The sequence below is a fragment of the Streptomyces sp. NPDC027185 genome (assembly GCF_055567035.1).
This window is the reverse complement of the sequence record NZ_JBVHRF010000002.1, coordinates 336,486-357,867: the sequence shown is the minus strand read 5'-3', so window position 1 is coordinate 357,867 and position 21,382 is coordinate 336,486. Positions and strand designations below refer to the sequence as shown.

Here is a 21,382-nt window from a genome sequence, read left to right as displayed (position 1 = left end):
ACCCCCTTGCCGGAGCGCCGCCATGCAGTCGAATGACGCCCGACTTCTCGTTCATGCCCTCGTGCCCACGCTTGCCGCCGGCGTCGTCGCCGTCGCGGTCAGCGCCGCGCTCGTCGGCGGCGCGGGGGCCATCGGTGCCGTGGTCGGCACCCTGCTGGTGGTGTTCGTGATGGGGGCGGGGCTCGTCGTCCTGCAGCAGACCGCGAAGAATCACCCGCAGCTCTTCCAGATGATGGGGCTCCTGCTCTACACGGTGCAGATCCTGCTGGTCGCGGTCTTCATGATGGCCTTCAAGGACACCACGCTCTTCGACACGAAGGCGTTCGCCTTCACGCTGCTCGGCGCCACCCTCGTGTGGATCGCCGCGCAGACCCGCGGTCACATGAAGGCGAAGATTCTCTACGTGGACCCTGACTCCGCTGAGGCGAAGAAGGCGGAGACGGCGGGGTCGCCGACGTGACACGTAGGGCCGGAATAAAAGGCCGTTCGCGGGCCTGCTATCGTCCGGTGCCAACTACGGCACAGTCGACGCAGGCGGCTGAGCACCCGCGTTCCACGAGCTGGAGCCGGTGGTCCTCGTGGCCGATGCCTGCGATCCGACCCGGCCCCGCGCCGAGACGCCACCCCCTAATCCGCAAGACCAGTCCAGTGCCGCTCCGTGGCTCAATGCCGCGCCGACACAACGAGGTTGCCGTACCCATGCGCCACGCTGAAGGAGCCCGCGGTGAGTGCTGAAACGATGCTCGCCTTCGACACGGAGTGCCACCTCTTCATCCCGGGGTGTGGCTTCGAGGCCCCGGGCCTTCATTCGTTCGTCTTCGATCCGCTCTTCACCATCGGCGGCATCAACTTCAACAAGCCGATGCTGCTGGCTCTGCTGAGCACGGTCGTCGTGGTGTGGTTCTTCTGGGCCGCCTTCGGACGCGCCAAGGTCGTGCCGGGCAAGCTCCAGATGGTCGCTGAGGCGGGTTACGACTTCGTGCGCCGCGGGCTCGTGTACGACGCGCTCGGCAAGAAGGAGGGCGAGAAGTACGTCCCCTTCATGGTCTCGCTGTTCTTCTTCGTGTGGATCATGAACCTCTGGTCGATCATTCCGGTCGCCCAGTTCCCGGTGACCTCGGTCATCGCCTTCCCCGCGGGTCTGGCCCTGATGGTCTGGGTCCTGTGGATGTTCCTCACGTTCAAGAAGCACGGCTTCGTCGGCGGTCTGAAGAACATCACCGGCTACGACAAGTCGCTGGGCGCGGTCCTGCCGCTCCTGATGATCATCGAGCTCTTCTCGAACGTGCTCATCCGGCCCTTCACCCACGCGGTGCGACTGTTCGCGAACATGTTCGCGGGCCACATGCTCATCGTGATGTTCACCATCGCCAGCTTCTACCTGGCGAACGGCGTCGGCTTCGTCTACGCGGGCGCCTCGTTCGTGATGACCATCGTGATGACCGCTTTCGAGCTGTTCATCCAGGCCGTCCAGGCGTACGTCTTCGTTCTCCTGGCCTGCAACTACGTGCAGGGCGCGCTCGCCGAGCACCACTGAGCACCCCGCCTCCCTCAACCCCCAGACGTCCGGTGGCCAACCCCCACCGGTACTTGAAAGAGAAGGAAGAACCGGCATGTCCGCTCTCCAGACCCTCGCCTCCGCAGACGCGTTCACCGGCAGCGCCAGCGCGATCGGTTACGGCCTGGCCGCCATCGGCCCCGGCGTCGGCGTCGGCATCATCTTCGGTAACGGCACCCAGGCCCTGGCCCGCCAGCCCGAGGCCGCGGGCCTGATCCGCACCAACCAGATCATGGGTTTCGCCTTCTGTGAGGCGCTCGCCCTCATCGGCATCGTCATGGGCTTCGTTTACAAGTAAACGAACCGCACCGACGATCCCCTTAGACGGAAGGCATTGACGTGACCCTGGTCAGCCTGGCGAGTGAGGTCGAGGTTCCCGAGAACCCGCTCATCCCGCCGATCCCAGAGCTTGTCATCGGTCTGGTCGCCTTCTTCATCGTCTTCGGCTTCCTCGCCAAGAAGCTCCTCCCGAACATCAACAAGGTTCTGGACGAGCGCCGCGAGAAGATCGAGGGCGGGATGGAGAAGGCGGAGGCCGCACAGGCCGAGGCCCAGCAGGTCCTGGAGGACTACCGGGCCCAGCTCGCCGACGCCCGCCACGAGGCCGCGCGCCTGCGCCAGGAGGCGCAGGAGCAGGGCGCGACGCTCATCGCCGAGATGCGGGCCGAGGGCCAGCGGCAGCGTGAGGACATCATCGCTGCTGGTCACGCCCAGATCGAGGCCGACCGCAAGCAGGCCGCGCAGTCCCTGCGCCAGGACGTGGGCAAGCTCGCCACCGACCTGGCCGGCAAGCTCGTCGGCGAGTCCCTGGAGGACCACGCCCGGCAGAGCCGGACCATCGACCGCTTCCTCGACGAGCTCGAGGCCAAGGCGGCGTCGGACACGACGAAGGCTGAGGCCGGCCGATGAACGGAGCGAGCCGCGAGGCACTCGCCTCCGCACGCGAGCAGCTCGACGCGCAGACGGACAACGCGTCCGTCGACGCGGCGAAGCTCGCCGAGGAGCTGGCTGCCGTCACCGCTCTGCTCGACCGCGAGGTCTCGCTGCGTCGGGTCCTGACCGACCCGGCGCAGTCCGGCGAGGCGCGGGCCGAGCTGGCCGACCGGCTGCTCGGCACCAAGATCGGCGGCCCGGCCGCCGCCCTGGTGTCCGGCATGGTCCGGTCCCGCTGGTCGCGCTCGCGTGACCTCGCCGACGCGATGGAGGAGCTGTCCTACAGCGCCGACCTCGCCGCGGCACAGCGGTCCGGCCGGCTCGACGACGTCGAGGACGAGCTGTTCCGGTTCGGCCGGATCCTCACCTCCAACGGCGAGCTGCGCCGCGCACTGACCGACCGGAACGCCTCGGTCGCCGCCAAGACCGAGCTGGTGACCACGCTGCTGGGCGGCCGGGCCAACCCGGTGACCGCACGCATCGTGGGCCGGCTCGTGGCCCAGCCGCGAGGCCGTAGCCTGGAAGCGGGGCTCGACGCCCTCTCCAAGCTGGCCGCGCACCGGCGCGACCGCATGGTCGCGGTGGTCACCACGGCGGTGCCGATGAGCGAGGGCCAGCGCACGCGCCTCGCCGCCGCGCTGGCAGCGGTCTACGGACGGCAGATCCACCTGAACCTCGACGTGGACCCCGAGGTCCTCGGCGGTGTCCAGGTGCAGATCGGCGACGAGGTCATCAACGGGAGCATCGCGGACCGCCTCGACGAGGCGGCCCGGCGGATGGCCGGCTGACCCAGCCACCAACTCAAGAGCTGCACCACCGGTGGCAGGGCGCCACCGCCGACGGGCCGGACCGCGAGGTCCGGCCGCGGCCGGGAGCCCGCACCGGGAGACAGCACAAGCACGACGGCGGCCCGAGTTGGGCCGTAGGCGGAAACCCCCCGGGGGAACGTAACCCCCGGACCCCCGCAAGTAACTTCGGGCCCAACAAGGAGAGCAGGGAACCCAGATGGCGGAGCTCACGATCCGGCCGGAGGAGATCCGGGACGCGCTGGAGAACTTCGTCCAGGCGTACAAGCCGGACGCGGCCTCGCGCGAGGAGGTCGGCACGGTCAGCGAGGCCGGTGACGGCATCGCGAAGGTCGAGGGCCTTCCCTCGGCGATGGCGAACGAACTGCTGAAGTTCGAGGACGGCACCCTCGGCCTCGCGCTCAACCTCGAAGAGCGCGAGATCGGTGCGGTTGTCCTCGGCGAGTTCAACGGGATCGAGGAGGGCCAGCCGGTGCAGCGCACCGGTGAGGTGCTCTCGGTCGCCGTGGGCGAGGGCTACCTCGGCCGCGTCGTCGACCCGCTGGGCAACCCGATCGACGGCCTCGGCGAGATCGAGTCCGAGGGCCGCCGCGCCCTGGAGCTGCAGGCTCCGGGCGTCATGGTCCGTAAGTCGGTCCACGAGCCGATGCAGACCGGCTACAAGGCTGTCGACTCGATGGTCCCGATCGGCCGTGGCCAGCGTCAGCTGATCATCGGCGACCGCCAGACCGGCAAGACCGCCCTGGCCGTCGACACGATCATCAACCAGCGCGACAACTGGCGCTCGGGCGACCCGAAGAAGCAGGTCCGCTGCATCTACGTCGCCATCGGCCAGAAGGGCTCCACCATCGCGTCCGTGCGCGGTGCGCTGGAGGAGGCCGGCGCCCTGGAGTACACCACCATCGTCGCCGCCCCGGCGTCCGACCCGGCGGGCTTCAAGTACCTGGCGCCCTACACCGGTTCGGCCATCGGCCAGCACTGGATGTACCAGGGCAAGCACGTCCTGATCATCTTCGACGACCTCTCGAAGCAGGCCGACGCCTACCGCGCCGTCTCCCTGCTGCTGCGCCGCCCGCCGGGCCGCGAGGCGTACCCGGGTGACGTCTTCTACCTGCACTCGCGTCTGCTGGAGCGCTGCGCGAAGCTCTCCGACGAGCTGGGTGCCGGTTCGATGACGGGTCTCCCGATCGTCGAGACCAAGGCGAACGACGTGTCGGCGTTCATCCCGACCAACGTCATCTCCATCACCGACGGCCAGTGCTTCCTGGAGTCCGACCTGTTCAACGCGGGCCAGCGCCCGGCGCTGAACGTCGGTATCTCGGTCTCCCGTGTCGGTGGCTCCGCCCAGCACAAGGCCATGAAGCAGGTCTCCGGCCGTCTCCGTGTGGACCTCGCCCAGTACCGCGAGCTGGAGGCGTTCGCCGCCTTCGGTTCCGACCTGGACGCCGCCTCGAAGGCCCAGCTGGAGCGCGGTAAGCGCATGACCGAGCTGCTCAAGCAGGGTCAGTACGCCCCGTACCCCGTCGAGGACCAGGTCGTCTCCATCTGGGCCGGCACCACCGGCAAGATGGACGACGTGCCCGTCGAGGACATCCGCCGCTTCGAGCGGGAGCTCCTGGACTACCTGGGCCGGGAGAAGAAGGACCTGCTGGTCAGCATCGTCGAGGGCGGCAAGATGTCCGACGACACCATCCAGGCGCTCACCGATTCCGTCGCCGCCTTCAAGCAGCAGTTCGAGACCTCGGACGGCAAGCTTCTCGGTGAGGACGCTCCGGTCAGCACCGCCAAGTGACGACGGAAGGGACCTGATCCATGGGAGCCTCGCTCCGGGTCTACAAGCGTCGCATCCGCTCCGTCACCGCGACCAAGAAGATCACCAAGGCGATGGAGATGATCGCCGCCTCGCGCGTCGTCAAGGCGCAGCGCCAGGTGGCGGCGTCGACGCCGTACGCGAGTGAACTGACCCGCGCGGTGACAGCGGTTGCCACGGGCTCGAACACCCAGCACCCGCTGACGACCGAGGCGGAGCGGCCGACCCGCGCCGCGCTGCTGCTCATCACGAGCGACCGCGGTCTGGCCGGCGGCTACTCCTCCAACGTCATCAAGGCCGCGGAGCTGCTCACCGAGCGGCTCCGGGCCGAGGGCAAGGAGGTCGACGCCTACATCGTCGGTCGCAAGGGCGTGTCGTACTACGCCTTCCGCGAGCGGGCGGTGCAGGAGTCGTGGACCGGCTTCACCGACAGCCCGACGTACGCCGACGCGAAGGCGGTCGCCGCGCCGCTGATCGCGGCCGTGCAGAAGGACACCGCCGAGGGTGGTGTGGACGAACTCCACATCGTCTTCACGGAGTTCGTGTCGATGATGACGCAGACGGCGCTCGACGACCGGCTGCTGCCGCTCAGCCTCGGCTCCGCCGCGGGTGGGACGGAGGAGCCGGCGAAGGGCGGGGAGATCCTTCCCCTCTTCGAGTTCGAGCCCTCGGCGGAGGACGTCCTCGACGCCCTGCTGCCGCGGTACGTCGAGTCGCGGATCTACAACGCGCTGCTCCAGGCCGCCGCCTCGAAGCACGCCGCCACGCGGCGCGCGATGAAGTCGGCCACCGACAACGCCGAAGAGCTCATCAAGTCGCTCTCGCGGCTTGCCAACGCGGCCCGCCAGGCCGAAATCACCCAGGAAATCAGCGAGATCGTCGGTGGCGCCAGCGCCCTGGCCGACGCGACCGCGGGGAGTGACTGACAACTATGACCACCACTGTTGAGCCGACCGCCGCGTCGGGCGTGGCCGCAGGCCGCGTCGCGCGGGTCATCGGCCCGGTCGTCGACGTGGAGTTCCCCGTCGACGCGATGCCGGACATCTACAACGCGCTGCACGTCGACGTCGACGACCCTGCCGAGCAGGGCACGACCAAGACGCTGACCCTTGAGGTCGCCCAGCACCTGGGTGACGGCCTCATCCGGGCGATCTCGATGCAGCCCACCGACGGTCTGGTCCGCCAGGCTCCGGTGACCGACACCGGCGCGGGCATCACCGTGCCCGTCGGTGACATCACCAAGGGCAAGGTCTTCAACACCCTCGGCGAGATCCTGAACAAGCCCGAGGCGGCCGCCCAGGTCACCGAGCGCTGGCCGATCCACCGCAAGGCGCCCTCCTTCGACCAGCTCGAGTCCAAGACCGAGATGTTCGAGACCGGCGTCAAGGTCATCGACCTGCTGACCCCGTACGTCAAGGGCGGCAAGATCGGTCTGTTCGGTGGTGCCGGTGTCGGCAAGACCGTTCTGATCCAGGAAATGATCTACCGCGTGGCCAACAACCACGACGGTGTGTCGGTGTTCGCCGGTGTCGGTGAGCGCACCCGTGAGGGCAACGACCTCATCGAGGAGATGACGGACTCCGGCGTCATCGACAAGACCGCGCTGGTCTTCGGTCAGATGGACGAGCCCCCGGGCACCCGTCTGCGCGTCGCCCTGGCCGGTCTGACGATGGCGGAGTACTTCCGTGACGTCCAGAAGCAGGACGTCCTCTTCTTCATCGACAACATCTTCCGCTACACCCAGGCGGGTTCCGAGGTGTCCACGCTGCTCGGCCGTATGCCGTCCGCGGTGGGTTACCAGCCGAACCTGGCGGACGAGATGGGCCTCCTCCAGGAGCGCATCACCTCGACCCGTGGTCACTCGATCACCTCGATGCAGGCGATCTACGTCCCCGCGGACGACCTGACCGACCCGGCGCCGGCCACCACCTTCGCCCACCTCGACGCGACGACGGTGCTCTCCCGTCCGATCTCGGAGAAGGGCATCTACCCGGCGGTGGACCCGCTGGACTCCACGTCCCGCATCCTGGACCCGCGGTACATCACGCAGGAGCACTACGACTGCGCCTCGCGCGTCAAGACGATCCTGCAGAAGTACAAGGACCTCCAGGACATCATCGCGATTCTGGGTATCGACGAGCTGGGTGAGGAAGACAAGCTCACCGTCTACCGCGCCCGTCGTATCGAGCGGTTCCTCTCGCAGAACACCCACGTCGCGAAGCAGTTCACCGGCGTCGACGGTTCGGACGTCTCGCTCGACGAGTCGATCCACGCCTTCAACGCCATCGCGGACGGCGAGTACGACCACTTCCCCGAGCAGGCCTTCTTCATGTGCGGTGGCATCGAGGACCTGGAGCGGAACGCCAAGGAGCTGGGCGTCTCCTGACCCCGGCCTCGGCACCGGGGGCGGCCCTGGCCGCCCCCGGCCCGTACGACCACTAGTATTTGACCCAACATCTGCCGGACCCGGCAGGTGGAGACCCGAGGAGCCATCGTGGCTGAGCTGCACGTCGAGTTGGTGGCAGCGGACCGGCAGGTCTGGTCCGGTGAGGCCAGCCTGGTCGTCGCGCGCACCTCGTCGGGCGACATCGGCGTCATGCCCGGACACCAGCCGCTGCTCGGCGTGCTGCAGTCGGGCCCGGTGACGATCCGTACGACCGGCGAGAGCGGGGACGGTACTGTCGTCGCCGCGGTGCACGGCGGCTTCATCTCGTTCGCCGACAACAAGCTGTCTCTGCTCGCGGAGATCGCCGAGCTGTCGGACGAGATCGATGTCCAGCGCGCGGAGCGGGCACTGGAGCGAGCGAAGTCGGACGCTGACGCGGCCGCCGAGCGTCGCGCCGATGTCCGGCTGCGTGCGGTGGCGGGCGTTCACTGAGCCCCGTCGCCGACGAGATCGATCCTCAGCCGCGGGCTGCCCGGAGACTTCCGGAGCGGCCCGCGGCTGAGGCAATGCAGGTGCGTTTCCCTCCCTCGCGCCCGACCCGGCGCGGGGATCCCCCACAGAGGCGAGGAGGTCGGTCGAGATGGTCCTCGCTCTGCTCGTGAGCGGCGCGGTCGTGGTGCTGGTGCTGCTGGGGCTGTTCGTCTTCGGGCTGCGGCGGCGGCTCATCCAGCGGTCCGGCGGTACCTTCGACTGCAGCCTGCGCTGGGACGTACCGGAGGACGAGCGCGAGCCCAGCGGCAAGGGCTGGATCTACGGCGTCGCCCGCTACAACGGTGACCGCGTCGAGTGGTTCCGTGTCTTCTCCTACGCGCCGCGGCCCCGCCGCATCCTGGAGCGCTCCGCCATCGAGGTCGTCGAGCGCCGCACCCCGCAGGGCGAGGAGGAGCTGGCGCTGCTCTCCGACTCCGTCGTCCTCGTCTGCCGCCACAGCGGCACCCGCCTGGAACTGGCCATGAGCGAGGACGCCCTCACCGGCTTCCTGGCGTGGCTGGAGGCGGCACCTCCTGGCCAGCGGGTCAACGTGGCGTGAAGTGCTGTCCCGCTGGGAGGGGGTCCCCCCGGACGGAGTTTGGGGGAGGGTCAACGTGGCGTGAAGTGCTGTCCCGCTGGGAGGGGGTCCCCCCGGACGGAGTTTGGGGGAGAGAACGGCGAGGCGGCTTGAGCGGGCTCGTCCCTGACGGAGTGATCTCCGGTGGCCGGCGCCGATTGAGTCCGTTCGTCCGCTCCCTGCCGTAGGGCTACGGCGGCGGTTCCACGCCCAGTTCCTGGGCGAGGACGGCCGCCTGGACGCGGCTGCGCAGGCCCAGTTTGGCCAGCAGGTGGCTGACGTGGGTTTTCACGGTGGCCTCGGCCATCTCCAGGCGTAGCGCGGCCTCGGCGTTGGACAGGCCGCGGCCCAGGACGCCGAGGACCTCCCGTTCGCGGCGCGTCAGGGTCTCCAGTACCGCCGGGTCGGGGGCGGGCCCGGTGCGCTCCCGGGGCGCGGAGGTCCCGGCGAACTCGGCGATCAGCCGGCGGGTGACCGCGGGTGCGACGATGCCGTCCCCGGCGGCGACGGTGTGCACCGCGGCCAGCAGCGCCTTCGCGTCCATGTCCTTGAGCAGGAAGCCGGCGGCCCCGGCGCGCAGCGCGCCGAAGACGTACGCGTCGAGGTCGAAGGTGGTCAGCACCAGGACGTCCGCCAGCCCCTCGGCGGTGATGCGGCGGGTGGCCGAGACGCCGTCGAGGCGGGGCATCTGGACGTCCATGAGGACGAGGTCGGGGCGGAGCTCGCGGGCGAGGTGCAGGGCCTCCTCGCCGTCGGCGGCTTCCCCGGCGACCTCGATCCCGGGGTCGGAGCGGAGGATGAGGACGAGCCCGGCGCGGACCGCCGACTGGTCCTCGGCGACGACGACGCGCAGCGGACGCGGGGGTGTGCCGGTCATACCGGAGGTGCCTCCTCGGTGGTGGGAAGGGTGGCCCGTACGCGCCACACGGGACCGTCGGGGCCGTCGGCCCGGCCCGCCTCGCAGTCGCCGCCGAGCAGGGCGGCGCGCTCGCGCATACCGGTGAGTCCGGCGCCGGAGCCCGGCAACCGGGCGGCCGATGGCCTGCGGCGGACGCCGTACGGGCTGGTCACGACGGTGGTGAGCGGCCCGCCCGGCGGCCGGTCGAGGCGGACGGTGACCTCGCCGGGTGCGGAGTGCTTGAGGGCGTTGGTGACGGACTCCTGGATGATTCGGTAGGCGGCCAGCTCGACGGGGACGGGGAGTGGCCGGGGTGCTCCGGGGCCGCCCCGGGGCGCGGGGCCGGGCCGTGTACCGCCGTCGTCCGGGCCTCGGGCCGTACCGCCGTCGTCCCGGGGGCGGGCGTCGTCCAGGCGGAAGGTCAGGCCGCCGGCGGCTCCGGCGGCGCGGGCGCGGGTGAGGAGGGCGGGGAGGCCGTCGAGGGTGGGGACGGCGGCCGGTTCGCCGTCGGCCTCGGCGCCGCCGGAGGCGCGCAGCAGTCCGATGAGGCGGCGCATCTCGGCCAGGCCGCGGACGCTGTTCTCGCGGATGACGCCCAGCGCCTCGCGGGTCGCGGCCGGATCGTCGAGGGTCTGCGCGGCGGTGGTGTGCAGGGCGATGGCCGACAGATGTCCGGCGACCACGTCGTGCAGCTCCCGGGCCATCCGTGCGCGCTCGGCGGCGACCGCCTGCACCCGGTCGGTCTCGGCGAGCAGCGCGGTCTGCTCGGCCCGCAGCCGGGCGGCCTGCGCCGCGTCCCGGTGGTTGCGCACGATCAGGCCGGTCCAGGCGGGTGTGAGGGTGACCAGGCCGATGAGCACGCCGATGAACAGCCCCCGCTGGTCGCGGACGACGGCGAGCGCGACCAGCGTGCCCAGGACGGTCACCAGCGCCGAGCCCGGCGGGATGCGGCGGGCCGTGCGGGGCCCGCCGTGCAGCACCGCCGCGTACACCAGGTCGGTGAACATCATGACGGTGGCCAGGAGCGTCCCGGCGCAGGTGTCCAGGGCGAGGGCGGCGGTGGCGAGTGCCAGACCGGTCAGCGGTGCGGTGCGGCGCAGCAGTTCGGCTCCGGCGGCGACGGCGAGCGCCACCAGCGCCGCCCAGGACGGCAGCTGCGGCAGCAGCGGCGTCCCGCGCAGCCCCAGCGCCCACAGGAGCGCCCCGCCGAGCAGCCCGGCGGCCGCGATGAGGACGTCGTCGCGGTGCGGGCGGGCGGGGCGGGGGAGCGGCATCCGTCCATCCAACACGGCCGGGCCGCCGCCCGCCTCCTCGCCGTGGCGGGCCTTCCCCGCCCGTCGCTCCATCGAAAGATGCAGCCGTAAATCGTCACGGGCGACGACGCCGCGGGCCGCGGGCGGGCCCAGGCTGGTGGTGTACCGGAGGAGGAACGCCATGGTCGTGACGTTGATCATCGTCTGCGAGGTCGGTTTCTGGGTGCTGCTCGCGGCGGGTCTGACGCTGCGGTACGGCCTGCGGATGCCGCGTGCCGGCGCCGCCGTACTGCTGCTGGAGCCGCTGCTGGAGCTGGCGCTGCTGATCGTCACCGCGATCGATCTGCGCAATGGCGCCACGGCGGGCTGGAAGCACGGACTGGCCGCGGTCTACATCGGCTACACCGTCGCCTACGGGCACTACACGATCCGCTGGGCCGACGGCCATGTGGCGCACCGCTTCGGCGGCGCCCCGCGGCCGGTGAAGCCGCCCCGCCACGGGCTGCCCCGCGCCCGCCACGAGGGCAAGCTGTGGCTGCGGACGGTCGTGATGGGCGCGGTCGCCGCCGGGCTGCTGCAACTCGCTGTGGAGTACGTCGGCGCAGGCGGTGACACCTCGACGCTGCGGGGCTGGCAGCTGACCATGGCCCGGGTCGTCGCCGTCCACGGGGTGATCGCCCTGTCCTACCTGCTCTGGCCGAAGAAGACGCCGACCGGTGCGAAGAAGACGCCGACCGGTGCGGCGCCGGACAGGGAGCAGGCCCGGCCGCCGAAGGCGCTGCGCTGAGCGCGGGCCGGACCGCGGCGGGGGCGGCCCGGCCGATCGGCGCGCGGACGTCCGTCCGGGACGGAGCTACCGCTCGCCGCCCGGCACCCACAGCACGTCCCCGACCTCCTTGTTGGCGGTACGGGCCAGGATGAACAGCAGGTCGGAGAGGCGGTTGAGGTAGGTGGCGGTGAGCGGGTTCATGGTGTCGCCGTGCTCCTCGAACGCCGCCCAGGTCGCGCGTTCGGCGCGGCGGACGACCGTGCACGCCTGATGCAGCAGCGCCGCCCCGGCGCTGCCGCCCGGGAGGATGAAACTGCGCAGCTTCTCCAGCTGCTCCAGGAAGCGGTCGCAGTCCGCCTCCAGCTTGTCGATGTAGCTCTGCTCGACGCGCAGCGGCGGGTATTTCGGGTCCTCGACGACCGGCGTGGACAGATCCGCGCCGACGTCGAAGAGGTCGTTCTGCACGCGCAGCAGCACCGTCCGGACCTCCTCGGGCAGGTGCCCCAGGGCCAGGGCCACGCCGAGCGCCGCGTTGGCCTCGTTGGTGTCCGCGTAGGCGGCGATGCGGCGGTCGGTCTTGGCGGTGCGGCTCATGTCGCCCAGCGCGGTGGTGCCCTTGTCGCCGGTGCGGGTGTAGATACGCGTCAGATTCACCATGGGCACGAGCGTACGCGGGCGGGCCGCCGGACCTCTCGCCCGCGCGGGCCGGGCGGGCGAGGGGCCCGAACTGCGCCGCGTACGGGGCCCTCTGACGGCTTCCCGGGGCCGCCGGGTCCGGCCTCCGGGCCGTTCGCCGGGCCCCGGCGTGACGCGTGTCTCTTACCTACCAAACGATCGCTCAGTCCAGATATCGTCACCCTGACCGATTCTGGGAAACACAGCGTGTGAGGGGACAGCAGTGGCAAAGAAGCTCGCCGTCATCGGTGCCGGGCTCATGGGGTCCGGTATCGCACAGGTCTCCGCCCAGGCGGGGTGGGACGTGGTGCTCCGCGATGTGACGGACGGGGCGCTGGCCCGCGGCAAGGGCGGTATCGAGGCGTCGTACGGGAAGTTCGTCGCCAAGGGGAAGCTGGACGCGGACGCCGCAGAGCAGGCGCTGGCCCGGATCACCATCACCACCGATCTGGACGCGGTCGGCGACGCGGACGTCGTCGTCGAGGCGGTCTTCGAGAAGATCGAGGTCAAGCGGGAGATCTTCCAGGCGCTCGACAAGCTCGCCAAGGACGACGCGATCCTCGCCTCCAACACCTCCGCGATCCCGATCACCAAGATCGCCGCGGCGACCTCCTGCCCCGAGCGGGTGGTCGGGACGCACTTCTTCTCGCCGGTGCCGATGATGCAGCTGTGCGAGCTGGTGCGCGGCTACAAGACCAGTGACGAAACCCTCGCCGCCGCCCGCGAGTTCGCCGAGTCCGTCGGCAAGACCTGCGTCGTCGTCAACCGCGACGTCGCCGGCTTCGTCACCACCCGGCTGATCTCCGCGCTGGTCGTCGAGGCGGCCAAGCTCTACGAATCGGGCGTGGCGAGCGCCGAGGACATCGACCTCGCGTGCAAGCTGGGCTTCGGCCACGCGATGGGCCCGTTGGCCACCGCCGACCTCACCGGCGTCGACATCCTGCTGCACGCCACCGACAACATCTACGCCGAGTCGCAGGACGAGAAGTTCGCGCCGCCGGAGGTCATGCGGCGGATGGTCGACGCGGGGGACATCGGCCGCAAGAGCGGACGCGGCTTCTACGCGCACTGAAACGACGGCGCGGCCTGGCATCCTGGAAGCTCAGGAGGCGCCCTGTCCACGGATGCTGACGTGACGTCAGATCAGGGGCGGCGAAGTGGTCACCCCGTCGGGTGAATTCGGTATCGGTTCGCTCACGGGCGGCAACTTCGCCGTCGGAGAGGCAGTCAGTTCGGTAGACCCTCCAGGGGTGGCCCCGCCGGGAACGGCGGGGCCGCCTCCAGCACGGCACCACACCATTCGGGGAGCGCATATGCACATCAAGGGCGACTACGCCGAGCTGATCGTCGGGGGCCGCCTCGACGTCCGCAGCGCGGCGGACGCCCGTACGGCCCTGCACGCCGCCGTCGACTCCGGGTACGGCGATCTCGTGCTGGATCTGACCGAGCTGGACTCCTGGGACGCCACCGGGCTCGGCGTGATCATGGGGGCGCACCGCCGGGCGGGCCGGGTCAACCGCCGCCTCGTACTGCGCGGGGTGCCGCCCCAGATGCAGCGGCTGCTGGTCGCCACCAAGCTGCACCGCATCCTCGCGATCGAGGGCGGGCTCGCGGCGGAGACGCTGCCCCGGGTGTGAGCCCCGGCGCGCCCGGCGGTGCGCCGTCCGGGTCCGGCGGCTCCGCCGTCATCCGGCCGGAACGGGTCGTTCCGGACATGTCAGGGCCCCGGCGGCGGACCCGTACCATCCCGGGGCTAGGGTCACCTTCCGCGTCCGCGACAGCCGCGGCAACTGACCTCTGCCCGGCCCGCACCGCGCGGCCGGGGCATCGGCCGGACCACACGACGACGGCGCGCACCCGGCCGCGAGGACGGGCCCGCGCGGCCGGGCGGAGCGAGACAGAAGGGCAGCTGGGGGCTGTGAGCATGGACCCGAACACCGGGCGGGCGCCCGAGGAGAACGGCGTCCCGGCGGGCGGCGCCGCGCCGGGCGCACCGGCCTTCGGCGGGATGCAGACCGGCCCCGACGAACCCGTCCGCACCGTCCGCCTCGTCGCCGGACGCTATCTGGTCACCGTCAATCCCCTCGACGGCAGCGAGATGGAGCCCTGCCCGCCCGGGGAACGCCCGGCGGAGCCCGCCCGCCGCGACGCGGCAGAGCGCGCCGAGGCCGCCCGCGCCGCCGCGCCGCCGGTACCGCCCGGCGCGCCCGTCCACGCCTCCCGCACCGCCACCCTGGAGGAGCGCGGCGAGGAGACCGAACGGCTGGTCCGGCTGCTGACCCGGGGCCGCTCCGTCCGGCTCACCGGGCCGTCCGGCGCGGGCCGCACCCGCCTCCTCGACGCCGTCGCCACCGCCTGCGCCGGCGTCGCCCCCGACGGCGTCGTCCGCCTCTCCGGCTACCACCGCACCCCCACCGACCTGCTGTACGCCCTCCTCGCCGCGGTTCACCGCACCCCGCAGTACCGGCCCGACCGCGAGGAACTGCTGCGGCTGCTCCCCGGGATCGGCGCGATCGTCGTCCTCGACGACCTGGAGTTCGGTGGCCGGGCGCTGGACGAACTGCTCGACGCCACCCCCGAGTGCGCCTTCCTCTTCTCCGCCACCCCCGACGTCCCGGCGCCCAGCCCCGGCTGCCCGGTCGAGGAGGTCTTCCTCGGCGGTATCGGCCGCGCCGCCTGTCTGCGCCTGCTGGAGCGCGCCGTGCAGCGGCCGCTGACCGACGAGGAGACCGCGTGGGCCGCCGACCTGTGGTTCGAGTCCGAGGGGCTGCCGCTGCGCTTCGTCCAGGCGGCGGCGCTGCTGCGGCTGCGCGACCGCGGCGGCGACGCCGCCGGTGACGGTCCGGGCCTCTTCGCGCCCGCCTCCGCGGGCGCCCCCGGCCGGCACCACGCCCCGCTGCCGTCCGCCGCCGACGCCGCGGCCCCCGCGCCGCTGATCGCCGACCGGCTCGGCCCGGCCGCCCAGGAGACGCTGCGCTTCGCCGTGGCGCTCGGCGGCGAACTCCCGCACCAGGCCCATCTGCCCGCCCTCACCCAGGACACCCACGCCGACGCCGCCCTCGGTGACCTCCTCGGCTGCGGGCTGATCACCCCGGCGGGCGGCCACTACCGGCTCGCCGCCACCGTCCGCGACCAGCTGGCCGCCGCCGGATACGCCGACGACGCCACGGCCCGCGCGCACACCGCCGCCCAGCACTACGCCTGGTGGGCCGGGCACCCCTCGGTCACCCCGGAGCGCGCCGCCGCCGAGGCGGACGCCGTCCTCGCCGCGATGGCCGCGCTCACCGCGGGCCGCGAGGGCGGTCATGCCAGCGCCGCCGTGCTGCTGGCCCGCACCGCCGCCCCGGCGTTCGCCGCCGGACTGCACTGGAGCGCCTGGGAGCGCGGTCTGCGCCACGGCCAGGAGGCCGCCCGGCTGGCCGGCGAGGTCGCCGAAGAAGCCTATTTCCACCACGAGTTGGGCGTCCTGGCGCTCTGCGGCGACCACCTCGACCGGGCTCGCGCCGAACTGGAGGCGTCCATCGGGCTGCGCGGCGTGCTCTCCGACCGCAGCGGCGCGGTCGCCGGACGCCGCGCCCTCGCCCTCGTCGCCGACCGGGAGCGGCAGAGCGCCGAGGGCACCGGCACCCCGCCGCCGCCCGCGCCCGGCGCCGTACCGACCGGCACCCCCGTACCGCCCGCGACAGCCTCCGCCTCCGCCGCCGGACCGCGGCACGCCCGCCCCGGCCCGGCGACCCCGGTGGCCGGCACACCGCTCGTCACCACCCGCACCGCGTCCGCCGGGAAGAAGGACGACGAGACCGCCGTGCGGCCCGCCGCCGCGACCGGGAGGTCCACCACCCGCCGTAACCTCGCCGCGGCGGGCGCCGGTGTGCTGCTCGCCGCGGTGCTCGGCACCGTCGTCACGCTCGGCGCCACCGCCGGCGACGGCGACGACCGCCCCGGCGGCCCGGCCACCCTGGAGCAGCCCACCACACCGGACGGCGGGCCGACGACACCCGCGGACACCTGGTCGCCCGAGCCGCCGCCCGCCACCTCCGCCTCGGCCACCCCGTCGCGGGAGTCGCAGAGCCCGTCCCCGTCGACCGGCGCGCCCAGCAGCACCTCGCCCACCACCTCCCCGACGCCGACGGACCCGTCGACCGCCCCGACCCGCCCCACCGGCCGTCCCACCGAGCCGACCGGCCGCCCGACCCGCCCCACGCAGCGGCCGACCGACCCGACGCCCACCGACAAGCCGACGGACGAGCCGACGACCCCGGACCCGACCGGCCCCACCGGCAAGCCGACCGGCCAGAGCCCGTCCGCCTCGGACTCACAGAGCGGCCCCGCCGCCCGCACGGCCACCGCGGACGGCTCCCCGACGGCCTGACGACGCCGCGGCGTACGGGCCGTACGGGAGTTTCCGTACGGGCCGTACGGAACGCGCGACGGCCCGGTACGCGTCCCGGCCCGCCTCCGTGGGCGGTCGGGTGCGTACCGGGCCGTCGTACGGGCCGGGGGCCGGGGGTCAGAACAGGCGGAGCTTGTCGTCCTCGATGCCGCGCAGACCGTCGTAGTCGAGCACCACACAGCCGATCTGGCGGTCGGTGGCCAGCACCCGGGCCTGCGGCTTGATCTCCTGGGCGGCGAAGATGCCCTTGACCGGCGCCAGGTGCGGGTCGCGGTTGAGGAGTTCGAGGTAGCGGGTGAGCTGCTCCACCCCGTCGATCTCGCCGCGCCGCTTGATCTCCACGGCCACGGTCTGACCGTCGGCGTCGCGGCACAGGATGTCCACCGGGCCGATGGCGGTGGGGTATTCGCGCCGAATCAGCGAATAGCCCTCGCCGAGCGTTTCGATCCGGTCGGCGAGCAGCTCCTGGAGGTGGGCCTCCACACCGTCCTTGATCAGACCCGGGTCGACGCCCAGCTCGTGCGAGGAGTCGTGCAGGACCTCCTCGATGGTGATGATGAGCTTCTCGCCGCCCTTGTTCTCCACCGTCCACACCTGACCGTCGCCCTCCTTGAGGGTGCACGGCGGCGACATCCAGTTGAGGGGCTTGTAGGCACGGTCATCCGCGTGGATGGAGACCGAACCGTCCGCCTTCACCAGGATGAGGCGGGGGGCGGAGGGGAGATGGGCGGTGAGCCGGCCCGCGTAGTCCACGGAGCAGCGGGCGATGACGAGACGCATGGGGCGTCACGCTACTCGACCGGGGGCCGCCCGCGCGATTCGCCCCGGAGCCGCGGACCTTTCCGGCGGAAACCCCCGCACCTCCGGCAGCGGTCCTTGGCCGGTTGTCTGTGCAATCTTCTGGTGCCCGGCTCTTGCGCGCCCTACGGTTGATGCGGGGGGTCGTGAGGCGAATACGCTCCGTCGCGATGCCCCATGTCCCGTCCCTTAGGCCCCCCGACCCGGTGGGGCCGCGAGAGGAGAACCTCATGTCGCTCGACGTCTCACCGGCCCTCCTCGAACAGGCCGAGCGAGGCGAGGTCGACGAAGCCGCATTTGTCGACTGCGTCCGTACCTCCCTGCCCTACGCATGGGGAATGATCAGCTCGCTGGTGGTCCGGCTGAAGGAGGACGGCGGGGAGTTCGCCGACAATCAGACGCCGCCGCCGGACGAGCAGGCGCGCGGTCAGTTGCTGCGCGCACTGGCGAGCGATGCGATCCGCGGATCGCTGGAACGTCACTTCGGCGTCCGTCTCGCCTTCCAGAACTGCCATCGCGTCGCGGTTTTCCCGCTCGACCCGGCGGTCGACGACCGCCTGGGCCGCTTCACCTCCATCCGCGGTCAGCTGCTGAACCAGTCACCGGAACTGCGCGACTGCTGACCGGGGCCGCTGCCGCCGCGCACCCTTTCCGCCGCGCCGCTCAGGCGCCTTGCACACGGGTGCGCGCGGCAGTGGCACCGGCCGGGACCCCGACCGCCCGGACGTACAGCGCGAAGCCGTCCGCCGCGTCCGGTGCACGGCCCTCCCACCGCACGCCGCTGCCGCCCGGCCGCCGCCGGCTCACCCCAGCTGCGGCTTGACGTCCTCGCCGAGGCGGCGGACGTTCTCCTCGGTGGCCGCCAGATCACCCGACCCCTCGACGAGCAGCGCATGCGTGGTGATGCCCGTACGCTCCGCCGTGGCCGCCAGCTTGTCGGCGCAGCTCCGCGGCGTTCCGACGGGATGCAGCGCGCACAGTTTCTCGGTGTACGCGACCGGGTCCCGCATGGCGCGGGCCCGGCCGTCGACGGTGACATGGGCGCTCAGGCCCTGGCGCAGCCAGCCGGGCATCGCCTTCGTCAGCGTCTCGACCGCGTCCCGCCGGTCGTCGGCGATCTGCACCACACCGGCCGAGACATGGCGGACGGCCGCGATCTCGTCGCCGTCCCGCCCGGCCTCACGTGCGGCGGTCCGCCACAACGCCACCATCTCGGCCTTCTCGTCGTCCGCGCAGTGCATGCCCAGCAGCATCGGCAGGCCGCGCGCGGCCGCCAGCCGCACCGACGCGGGGGAGGTGCACGCCACCAGCACGCCGGGGCCCGGGACCTCCGCGTCCGGGTCGTCCGGCGGCGCCAGCGCCTGCGCGGGGCGCGGCACCACCGCCACCTCCCGGAACGTGTACCGCTCGCCCGCCGCGCCCACCCGCGGCTCGCGCAGCCAGCGCAGCAGCAGATCGAGCGCCTCGGGGAACCCCCGCTCGTACGCGGCGAGTCCGGCGCCGAAGACCTCCAGATCGACCCAGGGGCCGCCGCGGCCGACCCCGAGGGTGAAGCGGCCGCCGGAGGTCAGGTGGAGCAGCGCCGCCTGTTCCCCGAGCGCCACCGGGTGCTGGGTCGGCAGCACGCTGACCGCGGTGCCGATCCCGATCCGTTCCGTCCGGCCCAGCAGCAGGGCGGCGAGCGTCACCGCCGACGGGCAGACGCCGTACGGCACGAAGTGGTGCTCCGCCAGCCAGACGTCGTCGAGCCCGGAACGCTCCGCGACCTCCGCGCAGCGGACCGCTCTGTGCAGTGCTTCCCCCTGTCCCTGACCCGGGAATTGAGCGGCCAGGACGAAAGCCCCAACGCGCATCGCTCTCCGCCTCCTCGCAGCCGACGCGGCTTCCCCCACGTACGGCAATAACGGCTGACACGTGCCAAAGGCACGGCCCGGCGGCGGGTTCTGCCGATGATCGCAGGAACGCACCGGGCCCGCCGTGGCCGCCCGCGTGGCGCGTACGCTGGTGACGGCCCGTGCCCCCGCAGATCTCCCGAGGTGCCCTGTGTCTCCGCGTCGAAACCGCCAGCGTGGCGGTGCGAAGCCCGCCGAACGCGCAGAGGGGGACCGCTACGGTCTGGAACAGACCGCCCAGTGGCGCGGCGAGGAGTGGGTGGTCCGGCACGTCGGCGGGGGCGGCGCCGCCAAGCACTACCGCTGCCCCGGCTGTGACCAGGAGATTCCGCCGGGCGTCCCGCATGTCGTGGCCTGGCCGCAGCTCGGCGACGTCGACGACCGCCGGCACTGGCACAAGGCGTGCTGGAACGCGCGTGACCGCCGCAGCGCCCGCCTCCAGCGGTCGCGGAACGCGCCGCGGTACTAGGGAGCACCCCTGGAAGCGGAGCACCCCCAGAAGCAGGACGCGTTCTCCGGCTCCGCTGCCGTCCGCAGGCGCCACAGCCAGCCCAGCGGGGTCAGGCGCAGACGGCGGGCGACCGCGCGGGAGGCGTGGTTGGCGGCGGTGGTGCTGGAGAAGAGCGCCTTGGTGCCGCACGTGGGCGGGAGTCCCGTACGGCGTCCGGTGCGGCCGTGCGGGAACGGCGAAGGGCGTGCCGCCGGTGAACGGGGGCACGCCCTTCGGGCTCGGGAGCGCGGCCTACACGTCGCGCTTGGACTGGGCGGCGAAGGCGGCGCCCAGGACGACCGCGGTGACGCCCAGCAGGATCCAGAGGGGCTCCCAGCCCTGCGGGCCGCTGTCCGTGCCGAGGAACGGGTTGCCGTACAGCGACGCCAGCGAGTTGGGCACGGAGAACTCGATCAGCGCCTTGCTCACCGACTTCAGGCTCTCCGAGCCGAGCATGAAGACGGCCAGCAGCATCGGCAGCAGCACCAGTCCGAGCATCGCGCTGATGGCGCCCGCCGAGTGCCGCAGCAGTGAACCGACGGCGAGCGCCAGCAGGCCGAGCACCGATACGTACAGACCGGCGCCGACGGTGACCCGGAGCCACTCGTCGGTCGTCGGGTCGGGGCCGGTGACCATGCCGTTGGTGAGCACCGCGACGAGCGTGGTGGTGATCGTCGTGATGACGAAGGACAGCGCCGTGAAGACGATCGACTTCGCGGCGAGCACCCGGGCGCGGTGGGGGCAGGCGGTCATCGTCGTACGGATCATGCCCGTGCCGTACTCGGAGGAGATCACCAGGACGCCGAGCGGGATGACGCAGAGCGTGCCGAGGAGGACGCCGAAGAACGCCATGCCGAGCTTTGGCTCGACGTAGCGCTGGCTGCCCAGGGCGAGGGCGGTCAGTGTGCCGATGCCGAAGATCATGACGAAGAGGGCGCCCAGGGTCCACATCGTCGAGCGCACCGAGCGGATCTTGGTCCACTCGGAGGCGAGCGCGTGCCCGAGGTGGGTGGGGCGCACCGGGATCGGCGAGACGTAACCGCCGGGCGCGCCCTGGAACGCGCCGGGGTGCGGCTGCCCCTGCGGCGGCACCGGGGGGCCGGGCTGCGCCGCGGCGGGCGGCTGCGGGGCGTGCCCGGCGTGCGGGAACTGCCCGGCAGGGGGGACCGGCTGACCGGCGGGGGCCGGCTGACCGGCCGGTGCCGGGGCGGCGGGCGGCGCGGCACTCGGCTGCGGGGCGCCGGGGCCGGGCTGCGCGGCCGGGGCCTTGAGCATCATCGTGCCGGGCTCCGCGGCCAGGCTGCCGCCGGCCGCCAGCGGCTGCGGCGGCGGGCCGTCGCCCTGGCGCGCGGGGAGCTGCTGGGCCTGGAGCATCATCGTCCCCGCCTCCCGTGCGGGCCGCTCCGGCACGGTGCCGAGCACCACGGTGCCGTGCTCACGCGCGGGCCCCTCCTGGGGGGCGGCGGGCTGCTGTCCCTGGGCGGCGGCGTCACCGGACGGCGCGGGGGCCGCGGGCGCGGACTGCGCCGGAGCGCCGTCCGGCCGGACGGCCGGGGGCTGCGGCGCTGCGGCGGGCGGCTGACCCGGTGCGGCGGGGCCCTGCGCCGGGGCGT

Annotated in this window: 22 protein-coding genes; 16 read left to right on the top strand and 6 right to left on the bottom strand. The window is 72.5% G+C overall.

Annotation, left to right across the window (positions count from 1 at the left end; translation table 11 throughout):
* Positions 1-22: 22 nt before the first annotated feature.
* The 10 genes from ACZ4M8_RS06790 (at position 23) to ACZ4M8_RS06745 (ending at position 8,583) form a co-directional block, all read left to right on the top strand.
* Entirely contained in the window at positions 23-460 is a 438-nt protein-coding gene (locus tag ACZ4M8_RS06790) for a hypothetical protein (protein WP_399085780.1), read from the top strand.
* Between the two features lie 279 nt (positions 461-739).
* Positions 740-1,537, top strand: coding sequence for a F0F1 ATP synthase subunit A (gene atpB / locus ACZ4M8_RS06785; protein WP_467605276.1), 798 nt, complete (start codon positions 740-742; stop codon positions 1,535-1,537).
* A 76-nt stretch (positions 1,538-1,613) separates the two neighbouring features.
* Positions 1,614-1,856, top strand: a complete 243-nt coding sequence (gene atpE, locus ACZ4M8_RS06780) for an ATP synthase F0 subunit C (protein ID WP_143940224.1) — start codon at positions 1,614-1,616, stop codon at positions 1,854-1,856.
* Positions 1,857-1,903: 47 nt separating this feature from the next.
* Entirely contained in the window at positions 1,904-2,467 is a 564-nt protein-coding gene (locus ACZ4M8_RS06775; RefSeq protein WP_399096779.1) for a F0F1 ATP synthase subunit B, read from the top strand.
* Complete coding sequence (locus tag ACZ4M8_RS06770; RefSeq protein WP_467603949.1) at positions 2,464-3,279, top strand: F0F1 ATP synthase subunit delta; 816 nt, start codon at positions 2,464-2,466, stop codon at positions 3,277-3,279. The genes ACZ4M8_RS06775 and ACZ4M8_RS06770 overlap by 4 nt, the downstream gene beginning before the upstream one ends.
* Positions 3,280-3,496: 217 nt before the next feature.
* Entirely contained in the window at positions 3,497-5,089 is a 1,593-nt protein-coding gene (gene atpA / locus ACZ4M8_RS06765; protein WP_391640231.1) for a F0F1 ATP synthase subunit alpha, read from the top strand.
* Positions 5,090-5,109: 20 nt separating this feature from the next.
* Positions 5,110-6,033, top strand: coding sequence for a F0F1 ATP synthase subunit gamma (locus ACZ4M8_RS06760; RefSeq protein ID WP_467603948.1), 924 nt, complete (start codon positions 5,110-5,112; stop codon positions 6,031-6,033).
* Positions 6,034-6,038: 5 nt separating this feature from the next.
* Entirely contained in the window at positions 6,039-7,493 is a 1,455-nt protein-coding gene (atpD, locus tag ACZ4M8_RS06755) for a F0F1 ATP synthase subunit beta (RefSeq protein WP_467603945.1), read from the top strand.
* Positions 7,494-7,601: 108 nt separating this feature from the next.
* Positions 7,602-7,985 carry a F0F1 ATP synthase subunit epsilon gene (locus ACZ4M8_RS06750; protein ID WP_399085766.1) on the top strand — a complete coding sequence of 128 codons (384 nt, stop codon included), beginning with the start codon at positions 7,602-7,604 and terminating at the stop codon, positions 7,983-7,985.
* A 148-nt stretch (positions 7,986-8,133) separates the two neighbouring features.
* On the top strand, positions 8,134-8,583 hold the full coding sequence (locus tag ACZ4M8_RS06745) for a DUF2550 domain-containing protein (protein ID WP_345086176.1): 450 nt from the start codon (positions 8,134-8,136) through the stop codon (positions 8,581-8,583).
* A 208-nt stretch (positions 8,584-8,791) separates the two neighbouring features.
* Here ACZ4M8_RS06745 and ACZ4M8_RS06740 read toward each other — a convergent pair whose 3' ends face one another.
* Both ACZ4M8_RS06740 and ACZ4M8_RS06735 read right to left on the bottom strand, forming a co-directional pair.
* Complete coding sequence (locus ACZ4M8_RS06740; protein WP_467603943.1) at positions 8,792-9,478, bottom strand: response regulator; 687 nt, start codon at positions 9,476-9,478, stop codon at positions 8,792-8,794.
* The gene (locus ACZ4M8_RS06735) at positions 9,475-10,773 is read right to left on the bottom strand and encodes a sensor histidine kinase (protein WP_467605273.1); all 1,299 of its coding nucleotides are present in this window, start codon (positions 10,771-10,773) and stop codon (positions 9,475-9,477) included. The genes ACZ4M8_RS06740 and ACZ4M8_RS06735 overlap by 4 nt, the downstream gene beginning before the upstream one ends.
* A gap of 160 nt (positions 10,774-10,933) precedes the next feature.
* On the opposite strand from ACZ4M8_RS06735, the gene ACZ4M8_RS06730 reads away from it, so the two are divergent.
* Positions 10,934-11,539, top strand: a complete 606-nt coding sequence (locus ACZ4M8_RS06730) for a hypothetical protein (protein ID WP_467603941.1) — start codon at positions 10,934-10,936, stop codon at positions 11,537-11,539.
* 66 nt (positions 11,540-11,605) lie between these two features.
* Here the strand turns inward: ACZ4M8_RS06730 and ACZ4M8_RS06725 are convergent, their stop codons facing one another.
* Positions 11,606-12,178 (bottom strand): cob(I)yrinic acid a,c-diamide adenosyltransferase, encoded by a 573-nt coding sequence (locus ACZ4M8_RS06725; RefSeq protein ID WP_467603939.1) that lies wholly within the window; start codon positions 12,176-12,178, stop codon positions 11,606-11,608.
* 241 nt (positions 12,179-12,419) lie between these two features.
* On the opposite strand from ACZ4M8_RS06725, the gene ACZ4M8_RS06720 reads away from it, so the two are divergent.
* The 3 genes from ACZ4M8_RS06720 (at position 12,420) to ACZ4M8_RS06710 (ending at position 16,568) form a co-directional block, all read left to right on the top strand.
* The gene (locus tag ACZ4M8_RS06720; RefSeq protein WP_467603938.1) at positions 12,420-13,268 is read left to right on the top strand and encodes a 3-hydroxyacyl-CoA dehydrogenase family protein; all 849 of its coding nucleotides are present in this window, start codon (positions 12,420-12,422) and stop codon (positions 13,266-13,268) included.
* A gap of 241 nt (positions 13,269-13,509) precedes the next feature.
* Positions 13,510-13,833, top strand: coding sequence for an STAS domain-containing protein (locus tag ACZ4M8_RS06715; protein ID WP_467603936.1), 324 nt, complete (start codon positions 13,510-13,512; stop codon positions 13,831-13,833).
* A 287-nt stretch (positions 13,834-14,120) separates the two neighbouring features.
* On the top strand, positions 14,121-16,568 hold the full coding sequence (locus tag ACZ4M8_RS06710) for an ATP-binding protein (protein ID WP_467603933.1): 2,448 nt from the start codon (positions 14,121-14,123) through the stop codon (positions 16,566-16,568).
* 138 nt (positions 16,569-16,706) lie between these two features.
* Here the strand turns inward: ACZ4M8_RS06710 and nucS are convergent, their stop codons facing one another.
* Positions 16,707-17,369 carry an endonuclease NucS gene (nucS, locus tag ACZ4M8_RS06705; protein ID WP_467603931.1) on the bottom strand — a complete coding sequence of 221 codons (663 nt, stop codon included), beginning with the start codon at positions 17,367-17,369 and terminating at the stop codon, positions 16,707-16,709.
* A gap of 248 nt (positions 17,370-17,617) precedes the next feature.
* Here nucS and ACZ4M8_RS06700 point away from each other — a divergent pair, with 248 nt between their 5' ends.
* Complete coding sequence (locus ACZ4M8_RS06700; protein WP_399085738.1) at positions 17,618-18,010, top strand: SCO5389 family protein; 393 nt, start codon at positions 17,618-17,620, stop codon at positions 18,008-18,010.
* Positions 18,011-18,190: 180 nt separating this feature from the next.
* Here the strand turns inward: ACZ4M8_RS06700 and ACZ4M8_RS06695 are convergent, their stop codons facing one another.
* Entirely contained in the window at positions 18,191-19,240 is a 1,050-nt protein-coding gene (locus ACZ4M8_RS06695; RefSeq protein ID WP_467603928.1) for an LLM class flavin-dependent oxidoreductase, read from the bottom strand.
* Between the two features lie 190 nt (positions 19,241-19,430).
* On the opposite strand from ACZ4M8_RS06695, the gene ACZ4M8_RS06690 reads away from it, so the two are divergent.
* Positions 19,431-19,748 carry an ATP/GTP-binding protein gene (locus ACZ4M8_RS06690; RefSeq protein ID WP_467603925.1) on the top strand — a complete coding sequence of 106 codons (318 nt, stop codon included), beginning with the start codon at positions 19,431-19,433 and terminating at the stop codon, positions 19,746-19,748.
* A 273-nt stretch (positions 19,749-20,021) separates the two neighbouring features.
* Here ACZ4M8_RS06690 and ACZ4M8_RS06685 read toward each other — a convergent pair whose 3' ends face one another.
* Positions 20,022-21,044 carry an ABC transporter permease subunit gene (locus ACZ4M8_RS06685; RefSeq protein WP_467605271.1) on the bottom strand — a complete coding sequence of 341 codons (1,023 nt, stop codon included), beginning with the start codon at positions 21,042-21,044 and terminating at the stop codon, positions 20,022-20,024.
* Positions 21,045-21,382 lie beyond the last annotated feature (338 nt).

Coding starts and splice junctions, on each gene's coding strand:
- ACZ4M8_RS06790 (WP_399085780.1), top strand. CDS start 23: ATGCAGTCGAATGACGCCCGACTTCTCGTTCATGCCCTCGTGCCCACG.
- atpB (WP_467605276.1), top strand. CDS start 740: ATGCTCGCCTTCGACACGGAGTGCCACCTCTTCATCCCGGGGTGTGGC.
- atpE (WP_143940224.1), top strand. CDS start 1,614: ATGTCCGCTCTCCAGACCCTCGCCTCCGCAGACGCGTTCACCGGCAGC.
- ACZ4M8_RS06770 (WP_467603949.1), top strand. CDS start 2,464: ATGAACGGAGCGAGCCGCGAGGCACTCGCCTCCGCACGCGAGCAGCTC.
- atpA (WP_391640231.1), top strand. CDS start 3,497: ATGGCGGAGCTCACGATCCGGCCGGAGGAGATCCGGGACGCGCTGGAG.
- ACZ4M8_RS06760 (WP_467603948.1), top strand. CDS start 5,110: ATGGGAGCCTCGCTCCGGGTCTACAAGCGTCGCATCCGCTCCGTCACC.
- atpD (WP_467603945.1), top strand. CDS start 6,039: ATGACCACCACTGTTGAGCCGACCGCCGCGTCGGGCGTGGCCGCAGGC.
- ACZ4M8_RS06745 (WP_345086176.1), top strand. CDS start 8,134: ATGGTCCTCGCTCTGCTCGTGAGCGGCGCGGTCGTGGTGCTGGTGCTG.
- ACZ4M8_RS06740 (WP_467603943.1), bottom strand. CDS start 9,478: ATGACCGGCACACCCCCGCGTCCGCTGCGCGTCGTCGTCGCCGAGGAC.
- ACZ4M8_RS06735 (WP_467605273.1), bottom strand. CDS start 10,773: ATGCCGCTCCCCCGCCCCGCCCGCCCGCACCGCGACGACGTCCTCATC.
- ACZ4M8_RS06730 (WP_467603941.1), top strand. CDS start 10,934: ATGGTCGTGACGTTGATCATCGTCTGCGAGGTCGGTTTCTGGGTGCTG.
- ACZ4M8_RS06725 (WP_467603939.1), bottom strand. CDS start 12,178: ATGGTGAATCTGACGCGTATCTACACCCGCACCGGCGACAAGGGCACC.
- ACZ4M8_RS06715 (WP_467603936.1), top strand. CDS start 13,510: ATGCACATCAAGGGCGACTACGCCGAGCTGATCGTCGGGGGCCGCCTC.
- ACZ4M8_RS06710 (WP_467603933.1), top strand. CDS start 14,121: ATGGACCCGAACACCGGGCGGGCGCCCGAGGAGAACGGCGTCCCGGCG.
- nucS (WP_467603931.1), bottom strand. CDS start 17,369: ATGCGTCTCGTCATCGCCCGCTGCTCCGTGGACTACGCGGGCCGGCTC.
- ACZ4M8_RS06700 (WP_399085738.1), top strand. CDS start 17,618: ATGTCGCTCGACGTCTCACCGGCCCTCCTCGAACAGGCCGAGCGAGGC.
- ACZ4M8_RS06695 (WP_467603928.1), bottom strand. CDS start 19,240: ATGCGCGTTGGGGCTTTCGTCCTGGCCGCTCAATTCCCGGGTCAGGGA.
- ACZ4M8_RS06685 (WP_467605271.1), bottom strand. CDS start 21,044: ATGCTCAAGGCCCCGGCCGCGCAGCCCGGCCCCGGCGCCCCGCAGCCG.